This window comes from Nostoc sp., assembly GCF_036917315.1.
Lineage (GTDB): Bacteria > Cyanobacteriota > Cyanobacteriia > Cyanobacteriales > Nostocaceae > Nostoc.
On sequence record NZ_JBALDR010000051.1, the window covers coordinates 100942 to 112775 of the forward strand.

Annotated in this window: 2 protein-coding genes; both read right to left on the reverse strand. The window is 41.4% G+C overall.

Annotated elements, in window-relative coordinates:
* Positions 1-54: 54 nt before the first annotated feature.
* Complete coding sequence (locus tag V7K84_RS24840; RefSeq protein ID WP_334841961.1) at positions 55-5859, reverse strand: trifunctional serine/threonine-protein kinase/ATP-binding protein/sensor histidine kinase; 5805 nt, start codon at positions 5857-5859, stop codon at positions 55-57.
* A 74-nt stretch (positions 5860-5933) separates the two neighbouring features.
* Complete coding sequence (locus V7K84_RS24845) at positions 5934-11768, reverse strand: AAA family ATPase (protein ID WP_334841962.1); 5835 nt, start codon at positions 11766-11768, stop codon at positions 5934-5936.
* Between the last annotated feature and the right edge of the window lie 66 nt (positions 11769-11834).

Sequence of the window (11834 nt, forward strand, 5' to 3'; positions counted from 1 at the left end):
GCTAATCCCATCCCTTCTCTACGAGACGCGGTGCCAACAAAAAGTGTCCGAGATTCATACCTGAATTTTAATCGTAAATTTTGTACCCTCACCCAGAACAGAGTTGCAATCCAATTTTCCGCCGTGGGTTTCTTCAACGATTTGCCGAGCGATCGCTAACCCTAATCCTGTTCCTTTCCCAACAGCTTTTGTCGTAAATAAATGGTCAAATATTTTTGATTTGACTTCTTCAGTCATCCCTTTACCATTATCAGCAATGGCAATTTTAACTAGATTATTTTCGACTGAGGTTGTAATGGTAATGCGGTTATGATTGGCTTTAATTTCTTCAAAACGGCACCCATGATTAGATTCATCTAAGGCATCAATGGCATTTGCAATCAGATTCATGAATACCTGATTTAATTGACCAGGGAAACATTCTAATTGAGGTAAGTCACCATAATTTGTGACAACTTCAATGGCGGGACGTTGTTCGTTAGCTTTGAGACGATGTTTCAAAATTAAAATCGTGCTATCAATACCTTCGTGAATGTTAAATGGTACTTTGTAATCTCGATCGGCACGAGAGAAAGTACGTAAACTGGTGCTGATGTTTTTCAACCTGTCGCACGCCATAGACATAGAATCAATCATTTTGGGTAAGTCTGATAAGCTATAATCCAAGTCGATTTCTTCAGCATGGTCTGTAATTTCATCGGCTGGATTTGGTAGATTTTGTTGATAGAGTTTCAAGTGTTCAACAATATCAGCGATAGTTGGTTTAGTAAGTTTTAGACTGGCAGCAATAAAACCCAAAGGATTATTCATTTCGTGAGCTACCCCTGCGACTAAATTACCCAACGCAGACATTTTTTCACTTTGTACTATTTGTAATTGGGCATTTTGCAGTTCTTGCTCTGCTCGTTTGCGTTCGCGTAGCGCAGCTTGCTGTTCGCTAATATCCAACAATAATCCATCCCAAACTATAGACCCATCGGCAAATTTTTGGATTCGAGCTTCCCCATGAATCCACTTGAGAATACCTGATACTGTGATAATTCGTCCCTCCCAGCGCCAGGGAGTCAGCGTTTGAATTGAATCTGCAATAGAGTCTTGGTGACTTGCAATATCATCTGGATGTATTCTCTCCAAGAGCAACTGCACCGACGCGATCGCTTGCTCTGGAGTAATTTCGTAGAGTTTATAACAGTCTGCACTCATGTAGGGTAGAGACATTGCACCATCAGCAGATATGCAGTATTGATAAACAACGCCAGGAACATTATCTACCAATTTCTCAAAGCGAGAATTACTCGCACTCAATTCGGCAAATGACTCCTCTAACTGTCGAGCATAGTTCTGCGATCGCTCATAAAGTCGCGCATTTTCCAAAGAAATCGCGGCTTGAGCGCAGAGTAAGTTGAGAAGTTCGACGCGATCGCTCGTGAACGCCCCCGTTGCTAAATTATTTTCTAGATATAAAATGCCCAGTAATTTACCTTGATGCAAAATCGGGCTACACAAGATACTCTTAGGCTGCTGACGCATGATATAGTCGTCACAGGCTAAGGTTGGATCGGCGATCGCATCCAGCAACACAACAGTCTGCTTGTTATGCAAGACTTTGTAAATCACCTTCAGGGGAATGTCCTGACTTTCCTCAACGGGAAGGCGCTGCAACACAACTGGCTGTGTTCCTTTGGAAATCGACCCTTTAATTAACAGGCGATCGTCTCGCAAAAGCATTAACACACATTTATTAGCCCCCGCATTTTCAATAACGATGGAAAGCAACGATGAAAGCAGTTTTTCCAGTTTGATTTCGCCTGAGATAGTTTGAGAGGCTTTGAGAATAGCAGCTAAATCGAGGGAATCAGAGACTTTGGAGGAAGAACTAGTGGAGGAGACTGTTCCTAATGCGAAGACGGTTTCGTTAACCGAGAAAGCAGTGCGAGTTTGTTGGAGGATAGAAGCTAGCAGTTGAGGATAGCGTGTTTCCAAGTCAGCAACCTTGGCTTTAGCACCCCAACGGGTATAGGCATAGTAGGCTTGAGTCATGTATTCTTCGGCGATGCGCTGTTTGCCCCAGTCGAGGTAGAATTTAGCTGCCAATTCGTTGGCTAAGGCTTCTTCTTGGATATATTCATTAGCTTTAGCTCCAGATATTGCCCGATCGTATAACTCTATAGCTTCTGCTTTTTGTCCTAAAAATCGATATTTTTCCGCTTCTACCAAATCGAACTTATGCTGATGATTCATCGGTGCATAGTGCGCCCACTGCTGCAACTGAGTTTGGTTTTTTGCCACCCTTTCTAATGTGGTTGATACCTCGCCTGACATTTGACTCAATTGGGCTAGAGCTATCAAAGAATCATAGAAATAAAATGCAGGTTCGGCAACTGTTCCCGCACCCGACATCAAATAGTTTTTGCACTCAAGGGCATAGTTATTAGCTGGCTCAACTTCCCCAAACAAAAAGCAAAGCATCAACTTATACGAATAGAAAATATATAGTCCACATATATCATTTGCAGACTGCAACAGGGGGAGAAATTCTGTCTCTTGGAAAGCCGATCCAGACAAAATGGTGGGATGCTTTGCCAAACCTAGTAAATTTGAAATCACTTGCCAATAAATCAGACAGTAATTAGCTGCTCCCAATTGCTTCAGTTGCACTAAAGCATGGTAGTAAGTGCGTGTATCTTCCTCCAAGTTAGCAAGAGGTTGACCGCACCAAGAAGAAATTAAACAGAAATTGTGAACCGCATAACCAGCGTATTCTAGGTTTCCAACTTCTAGCCCAAGGGTATAACTCTCACTCAAGAGGGGTAACATTTCTTTGAGGTGAGATTTGCGGTGGAGGATAAAACTTCCCAGCAGGAAAAATACTTCCAACTTACTTGCTTTATCATCGAATTTTGCCGCCACATTCAATGCCAACTGTCCAAACTGTGCAGCTAAATCTATATTGTTCTGCATATTACAGAGAACGAGGCTGTAACAAGCATAGTTAGTAGCAGAAACAGATATATTGCCGTGCCGCAGGAATAATTTGACTAACAAGGTAGCTAGTAATGGATACAAAAGAGATCCACAGGTGTAAGCTGCTGCCATGATGCTACTGGCAATTTGGGTAATGGCGATTTTATTTGCATCTGTCATCACAGGGAGGTAGATAAAATCTGCAATTTGGCGATCGCCAATTAATTCGTTAATTTCTTGGATTGACTGTTGAATATCATCTGGTGTGGGTGATTCGGCGATCGTTACGCCCAACTGTTGCAGCAGCTTGATGCCGATCGCCAGTACTTCACTGAGTTGACGCTGAGAAGTCTTGGCTTGAATCCTAATGCGGTAAACATTCACCTGTTCTAGTAAAGAATGTGCTTGTTCGGTGACAATATCGATAAACTGTTCCATCGTCTCAAAGTCACCGCATAACATTGCCACTTCCGCCGCTAATTCATGGAAGGCGAGAGTCATTTCATATTGCTGTTGCCAAGCGTCTTCTCCCAACAAAGACAATCCAACTACGGCATATTCACGCGCTGCTTGATAGGCGGTGGCAGTTCTGGCTTTGCGACAGGTGATCAGGTTAAGTTGCGCTAGTTCATTTCGTTGTGTTTGTTCGCTAATTAAAGCCGTGCCGTAATTTAATTGATTGACGATTTCAAAAATCCGGTCAACTCTAGCTTCTGGGGAAATCTGTTGGAGTAATAGTTGTCCGATTTGGTAATGAATCGTCTGTTTTTGGTCGTCGGGAATCAGGGAATAGGCGGCTTGTTGGACGCGATCGTGTAAAAATCGATAAGTTGGATTCGCTGCTGTATTAGCAACCAATGCACTCTCAGACTGAAGAAAGAACTTATAGATTTCTGTATTCGGAATAATCAAACCTTCTTGTAAGGCTTTCCATAAATCATCTGCGGTTATTTCCGGGGATTTTTCTGAAACAATCGCCAGGGTATTCAAATCAAACTGTGCCCCAATACAAGCAGCCAGTTTAAGAGTATTCTGAGTTGTCAGCGACAATTTCTGTAATTGTAGTGCCATAAACTCGACGACATCATCTGTCAGAGAAAGCGACCGGACTGCCGCAATATCGGATTGCCAATGTCGTGTTTGCCAGTCAAAATTAATGTATTCATCTTCATGCAATGATTTGAGAAACTGGGTGCAAAAGAAGGGATTACCCTGAGTTTTTTGGTACACCAATTCAGTCAAAGGTTGAGCTAAGGATAATTCGCAATTTAGCGTATCTGCTACCAACTGATTCAGATTGACTAAACTTAACGGTTGTAGTGTAATAGTGTTTACTGCTGCGCCAGTTTTGACGATTTCATCTACAGTGAGAATGAAGGGGTGAGCGGGTGACACTTCATTATCTCGATACGCACCCAATACCAATAAATGTCCGGTTTCTACTATCAATAATTGCAGCAATTTCAGCGAGGCTGAATCGGACCATTGCAAGTCATCTAAAAACATCACTAAAGGATGTTCAATACTTGTGAAAACTTGCACAAACTTTGGCAATAACAAATTAAATCGATTTTGGGCAGCCGTTCCTGATAATTCTGTAGCTGCTGGCTGTGAGCCAAGAATGTTTTCTAATTCCGGAATTACGTCAATTAAAACTTGTCCGTTATCTCCTACGGCGGCTAATATTTTGTTTTTCCAGGTTTGTATTTGCCGATCTGATTCTGATAGCAATTGCCCCATTAAATCCCGGAATGCTTGGACAAATGCCGAAAAGGGAATATTGCGTTGAAACTGGTCATATTTCCCTTTAATAAAATAACCGCGTTGCCGCACAATTGGTTTATGAACTTCGTTGATAACCGCCGTTTTACCAATTCCCGAAAACCCAGCTACCAACATCATTTCTGTTGCACCAAGGCTAACTCGTTCAAATGCTTGCAGTAGAGTTGAGACTTCGGTTTCTCGTCCATAAAGTTGGTCGGGGATGATGAAGCGATCGCACACATCCCGTTGTGCAATTTCAAAACTCTGAATTTCACCATCAACTTGTAGCTGATATAAACATTTTTCTAAATCAAACTTCAGTCCCAAGGCACTTTGATATCTGGATTCTGAATTTTTCGCCATCAGTTTCATCACGATATCGCATAAACCTTGTGGAATCTTTCTCCCCTTTATTTCACTTAAATTCGGTGGATTTTTGGCAATATGACAATGGACTAACTCCATCGGATCTTTGGATTCAAAAGGTAACTTTCCTGCCAGTAATTCGTAGAAAGTTACTCCCAAAGAATAAAAATCTGTGCGATAGTCAATCCCCCGATTCATTCTGCCTGTTTGTTCTGGGGAAATATAAGCGAGTGTCCCTTCTAATCCATTGGGATTGATCAGTGTTTGGGTTTCTCGTGGGAGTAAAGAGGCAATACTAAAGTCAATTAATTTAACTTGTTTGGTTTCAGGATGAATTAAAATATTGGCGGGTTTAATATCTTTATGAACGATCCGCTCTTGATAGAGTATATCTAAGGTATTGCAGAGTGCGATCGCAATTCGTAAAAACTCTTCACTAGACGCGATATATCGCATCTGGTCAGCGATGAAATAATCTTTCAACGAAATCCCCCCAAAGTCTTCCATCACCAGCACATAGCCATTTTGGTATGCTTGGAGGCTGTAGGTTTGAACGATCAGGGGTGAGTTGAGATTTTTAGCAATGGTGTACTGATTGCGAAATGATAAGAGTTCGTTAAAATCCGGATATGGATTTTTCAGCAGTTTAATGGCTACAGGTAATGAGTCAGCTTCTCGATACCCTCGATAAACTACGGTTCTCGAACCATTGTAGAGTTCTTCGCTGATGCGATATCCGGGAATACTGACCATGCTGCTAACCATATTCCTAAATCCTTAAGATTTCCAGATTTAGTATTCCCAGATATCTGAAGTTGTTTACCAACAAGATCCAAACATTACAGTGGAATTTCAATGTTAAATTCTGTCCCTTCACTCAAAACAGAGTTAAAAGTCAATTTCCCGCCGTGGGTTTCTTCAACAATTTGACGAGCGATCGCTAACCCCAACCCCGTCCCTTTATCAACAGATTTAGTAGTAAATAAGTGGTCAAATATTTTGGATTTGACTTGTTCATTCATCCCCTGACCATTATCGGTAATTGTAATTTTAACTAGATTTTTTTCAACGGAAGTTGTGATTTTAATGCAGTTATAATTACCTTTAATTTCCTCAAAGCTGCGTCCAGTGTTAGATTCATCTAAGGCATCAATAGCATTCGCAAGCAAGTTCATGAATACCTGATTTAATTGACCAGGAAAGCATTCAACTTGAGGTAAATCACCGTAGTTGGTGACAACTTCAATGGCGGGACGTTGTTCATTAGCCTTGAGACGATGTTTCAAAATTAAAATTGTGCTATCAATACCTTCGTGAATGTTAAATGACACTTTGTAATCTCGATCGGCACGGGAGAAAGTTCTTAAACTGGTGCTGATATTTTTGAGGCGATCGCACGCCATAGACATCGAATCAAGTATTTTTGGTAAGTCTGATAAAGTATAATCCAAGTCGATTTCTTCAGCATGGTCTGTAATTTCATCGACTGGATTTGGTAAATTTTCTTGGTAGAGTTTCAAGTGTTCAACAATATCAGCAATGCTGGGTTTAGCTTGTTTGAGACTGGCAGCAATAAAACCGAGGGGATTATTCATTTCGTGAGCTACCCCTGCGACTAAATTACCCAAAGCTGACATCTTTTCACTTTGCACTATTTGTAATTGGGCGTTTTGCAGTTCTTGCTCTGCTCGTTTGCGATCGCGTAGCGCAGCTTGCTGTTCGCTAATATCCAAAAAGAATCCATCCCAAACTAGCGTTCCATCCGCGCACTGTTCAATTCTAGATTCGCCGTGAATCCACTTGACGATTCCTGACAAGGTAATGATTCGCCCCTCCCAGCGCCAGGGAGATAGAGTTTGAACGGTGTCAGTGCTTGATTCCTGGTAAGAAACTACATCATCTGGATGTACCATTTTCTCAAGAAACTTCGGTTCGGCAGCAGCTTGCTCTGGCGTAATTTCGTACAAATTGTAACAGTCAGCACTCATGTAGTTTAACGATAGGATTCCATCAGTACTCATCTGGTATTGAAAAACTACCCCAGGCACGTTGTCTACAAGTTTTTCAAAACGAGAGTTACTCGCACTCAATTCGGCAAACGATCGCTCTAATTGTTGAGCATATTCCTGAGAACGTTCATAAAGTCGGGAATTTTCAAGTGAGATAGCGGCTTGAGCGCAAAGTAAGTTCAGGAGTTCGACGCGATCGCCTGTGAACGCCCCCGTTGTTAAATTATTTTCTAGATATAAAATGCCCAGCAACTTACCTTGATGCAAAATCGGGCTACACAAGATACTTTTCGGCTGCTGACGCATGATATACGGGTCATTGGCTAAGGTCAGATCGGCGATCGCATCAACTATTACAGCAGTCTGCCTATCGTGCTTGACTTTGTAAATCAGCTTCAGGGGAATGTCTTGGCTATCTTCAATGGGAATACGCTGCAAGACAACTGGCTTTGAACCCGTGGTAATTGACCCTTTGATTAACAGGCGTTCAGTTTTGGTATCGCCTAGCGAATCATCTCGCAACAGCATGAACACACATTTATCAGCCCCAGCATTTTCAAGGACGATCTCAAGCAACGATGAAAGCAGTTTTTCAAATTCGATTTCGCCTGAGATAGTATGAGAAGCTTTGAGAATGGCAGCTAAATCTAAAGCTACAGATACATTACTACTGTGGGAAGTGCTGGAACTGATGGATGTAACATTTGCCAATGAGAAGATTGTGTCCTTAGTGGAGAAGGGAATATGGATTTGCTGAAGGATAGGCGCTAGCAGTTGTGGATAATGTCTTTCCAGATCGGCAATTTTGGCTTTTGCACCCCATTTTGCGTAACAATAATAAGCTTCTTGTATATAGCCTGCGGCGAATTTTTCTTTGCCCCATTCGAGGCAGAATTTGCCTGCAAGTTCGTTTGCTAAGGCTTTTTCTTGGAGGTAGCCATTGACTTCAGCTCCAGAAATAGCGGCATCGAACAGTTCAATTGCTTCTGTTTTCTGTCCTGATAAAACGCTTAAAACTGCATTCACAAGATCGTACTTATGGGCAAAGTTTTCAGGACAACTAGCTGCCCATAGACTCAGTTGTGCTTGGTTTGATTTAACTTTTTGGATGTAACTATTGTCTAAACCTAGAGAATGACTCCGGCAGTATTCAGCTAGAGCAATAGATTGATAGAAATTGATAGCTGCAACCTGATATTTTCCAGTAATTGTACCAACGAGGTTTTCAGCCCCCTGAGCCGATTCCAATGCCTCTTCATAGCGCCCATAAAAACATAGAATTTTAGTTTTTAGGAGTAAATAGTGGCAAATTGCATAATCACTGTTGTTTATTTTACATACTTCAAGATGCTGCTTCTCAGTCGGGATATCCTCAGCAGGACTAGCTGTAAGTTCAGCAAGCGCAATGTTTAATCCAGAGAGTACATCCACAGGAAGCTGATAGTTAAGTTTTTTGGCACAAAATTCTAAATATTCAGGAAGATTTTGCTGAATTTCTAATAAACTCTCTCCTGCATAAAAAGAATTGAGCAGCTTGTACATCAAAAGATTACCTGAGAAAACCATCTCCCCAGACTGTAGCCCAGCCACTAATCCTCGATCGAAAATAGGCGCAGAGGAACGCAAGGGACGCACCCAAGAAAGCAGATTATTCCCCAACATATAGCAAGCTTTGCATAGATTATCTGCTTGCTTAAATCGTTTGGCTAAACTTTCTGCAAGTACTCCAAAATCATAGCCAGATTGATAGTTGCTCTGATAATATCCGAGATACATTCCATAGGCTGAAAATCCGTTTCCTGATTCAGCTATTACGCCAAAATTGAGAGATACTGAAACCATTGATAACGCGACGACAAAGTATAGCTCCCCCTTTTGTAGAACATAAACAGGTACTATTAAATTATTCAAGATTTTGATAATCAGGCGTTTTTCTGGATCGGTGGCCTCTGGTTCATCGACGAGCTGCTCTACTGTGCGATTCCCTAATTTCAATTGAATCTCACCTTGGTAAGTTTCAAGTTTCTCTGCTAAGTCTATTTCTGATAAATCAAAATTCAAGCAAGATAATGCCTTTTGTCCATAGTGAAGTGCTTGGAGGTACTGACCTTGCAATGTGAACATCAGAATCGCTAGGTTAAATGCTTCAGCTCTTTCAATTTGTTGTCTTGCAAAGCTAGAGATCGCTTCAACAATGGCTAGAGAAGATTGAAAATCCCCAGACAAATACTTAACTTCTGCAAGATTGAAATAAACATCTAAGGACTTTTCATAGCATTGCTGCCAACTATCTGGAGGTAACAAGCTCTCAGCTACCGTAAAGTAGTTAACAGCAACCCCATAGGCAGTAGACTCTTTAGCCCTTCTCCCTGCAATAGAGTTTAGCTGTAAAAGTTCTGAACGTTCTTCCTGGCTTTGATGAAATACAAAGCCTTCATTTAAGTGATTGACGATCGCAAAAATTTTGCTGCCTTGTTCTTCTGGCGAAACATTAGCAAGCAGAAGTTTGCCAATTTGGAAGTGGGTTACTTGTTTCAAAGTCTCAGGAATGAGAGAGTAAGCGGCTTGCTGCACTCGATCGTGGAGAAACAGATAACTAACAGTAATGTTATCAATCGCTTCTACATCATGTCCCTTTCCCTGGAAAAACTTGTAGGTTGAGTTTTCTGGAATAACTAACCCTTCTTGAAGCGATCGCCACAAGTCTGCTGCTACACTATCTTGAGTAGCTTCACAGACTACTGCTAATGTTTCTAAATCAAATCGATTACCAATGCACGCCGCCAGCTTTAATACTTGCTGTGTTGCTTCTGGTAGCCTCTGCAATCGTCGGATCGTAAATTCCACAACATCATCCGTCAGAGCCAACTGTGTCACCTGGGTTAAATCACACTGCCAATAGCCGGAGGAACGATTGAAAATAATACATTCTTCCTCGTGCAGTCCGTACAAAAACTGAATGGTGAAAAATGGATTTCCCTGAGTTTTTTGGTAGATCGAGTGCGAAAGCGGCGCAGCGATATTATTTGAACACTGCAATGTATCGGCAACTAAACAGGTAATATCTAATTCATTCAAAGCAGCCAACATGAGAGTATTGACATTGACACCACCTTTTCTAATCTCATTCAGGGTTAGCATCAACGGGTGGGCTGGAAAAACTTCATTATCCCGATAAGCTCCGAGTACGAGTAGATAGCCTGCTTCTGACTCGCTCATCAACAATTTCAAAAGGTTCAAAGAAGCGGAATCGGCCCACTGCAAATCATCGAGGAAAATCACTAAGGGATGTTCTTTTTTCGTAAATATCTGAATAAATTTGCCAAAGAGCAGATTAAACCGATTCTGAGATGCACTACCAACCAGTTCAATTATCGGGGGTTGGGAACCAATGATGCATTCTAGTTCGGGAATGACTTCAATCAGAACTTGTCCGTTTTCACCAACAGTAGCAAGGATTTGCTCCTTCCAGTGAGCTAGTTCTATATCGGATGCACTCAGGATTTGTCCCATCAAGCTGCGAAAAGCTTGAACAAAGGCTGAAAACGGAATGTTGCGATTGAATTGGTCGTACTTTCCTTTGATGAAATAGCCGTACTGTCGAGTGATGGGTTTGTGGACTTCATTCACCACCGCAGTTTTGCCAATACCAGAGAAACCAGCCACCAGCATCAGTTCAGAACTGCCGCTAGCAACACGCTCGAAGGCTTTGAGTAAAGACTGAACTTCATTTTCCCGTCCGTAGAGTTTGTCGGGGATAATGAAGCGATCGCACACATCCCTACTTGCAATTTCAAAACTCTGAATTTCCCCAGTTTCTCTTAGCTGATGTAGACAATTTTCTAAATCAAATTTCACTCCCAATACATTCTGATATCTATTCTCAGCATTCTTCGCCATCAATTTACTGACAATTTTTGATAGTACAGATGAAATTTCAGAATTAGTTTCGTGTACTAATGGTGCGATTTTTGCAATATGAGAATGTACCAACTCCATCGGGTCGCTTGAGGCAAAAGGTAACTCTCCTGTAAGTAATTCGTAGAAAGTTATGCCGAGTGAGTAGAAGTCTGTGCGATAGTCAATCCCTCGATTCATTCTGCCTGTTTGTTCTGGGGAAACATAAGTAAGTGTCCCTTCTAACACATTGGGGTTGACGAGGGTTTGGGTTTCTCTTGGTAATAAAGATGCAATACTAAAGTCAATTAATTTAACTTGTTTGGTTTCGGGATTAATTAATATATTGCTGGGTTTAATGTCTTTGTGAATGATGCGCTCGTGGTAGAGTAAATCTAAGGTGTCGCAGAGTGCGATCGCAATTTCTAAAAACTCTTGTAGAGAAGCAATATATAGCGTCTGGTCAAAGGTGAAATAATCTGTCAGAGAGATTCCTCCAAAGTCTTCCATCACCAACGCATAGCCATTTTGGTATGGTTCTAGGCTATAAGTTTGGACGATTAGCGGTGAGTTGAGATTTTTCGCAATGACATACTGATTGCGAAACGACAAGAGTTCGCTGAAATTGGGATAAGGATTTTTCAGCAGTTTGATCGCTACAGGTAATGAGTCAGTCTCTCGATATCCTCGATAAACAATGGTTCTAGAACCATTGTAGAGTTCTTCAGTTATGTGATATCCGGGAATTCTAACAAGAGTGCTGACCATACTGCTAAATCCTTAGTATTTTCAGATTTAGTACTCCCAGATATCTGAAGTTGTTTACCAAAAATC